Genomic DNA, 795 nt, shown 5'->3' on the forward strand with positions numbered 1-795 from the left:
CAAAGTTTCTTTCTATCTGATTTAATCTATCTATATACGGACCACTATCATGAACGTTACCTGGAGTTATATGGCAGTCTATAATAATATTATTCTTCCCGTCTACTGTTCGATGATCTAAATACATAAAGCCTTCTTCTTTATGATCTCTGTGATAATAACCACTATCTGAATCAGTAGTGTTAATTCGTTGTCTTTTTAGTTCTTCTTTTTCTTCATACTTAAAAGGCTTTTTTCCTATTTTTTCTCTCTCTTCATTTATTTCTTTTTCTAAGTCTAATTTTCTTTCTTTTACTTTTGTGGTAATTTCAATTTTGTATTTCTTTTTGTTTGCGTTAGCTTTAATGTGTGTTGAATCAGTAAAAAACTCTGTTCCGCCTACTAATTTTTTATCAATAGCTTGATTCACTATATTTATAAATATTTGTTCAAATATATCAGTTCCTTGGAATCGTCGAATATAGTTTTGTGAAAATGTAGAATAATGTGGAACTGGTTTAGAAAATTGTATCCCTAAAAACCATCTAAATGCAGCATCTGTTTCTATTCTTTTTATTGTTTCTCTCATAGATTTTATTCCATAGAAATCTTTTAAAAACACTAATTTGAATAATACTACAGGGTCTAAACAATTTCTTCCTGATGTGTGGCTATAGTATTCTTCTGTCAAATCATAAATAAATTTAAAATCAATCGCTTTGGCTACCTTTCTTAAAAAGTGATTTGTAGGAACTAATTCTGATAACGTCATTAATATTATTTCATCTTTGATATTTTCTTTTTTATTAAACATAC

The 795-nt window shown here is 27.7% G+C and carries 1 protein-coding gene; it reads right to left on the reverse strand.

Annotated elements, in window-relative coordinates; all coding sequences use genetic code 11:
• A partial coding sequence (locus O3884_RS08990) for a transposase (RefSeq protein WP_371453052.1) occupies positions 1-795 on the reverse strand: 795 nt, incomplete at both ends.

The organism is Gemella sp. 20925_1_85, assembly GCF_041433735.1.
GTDB lineage: Bacteria > Bacillota > Bacilli > Staphylococcales > Gemellaceae > Gemella.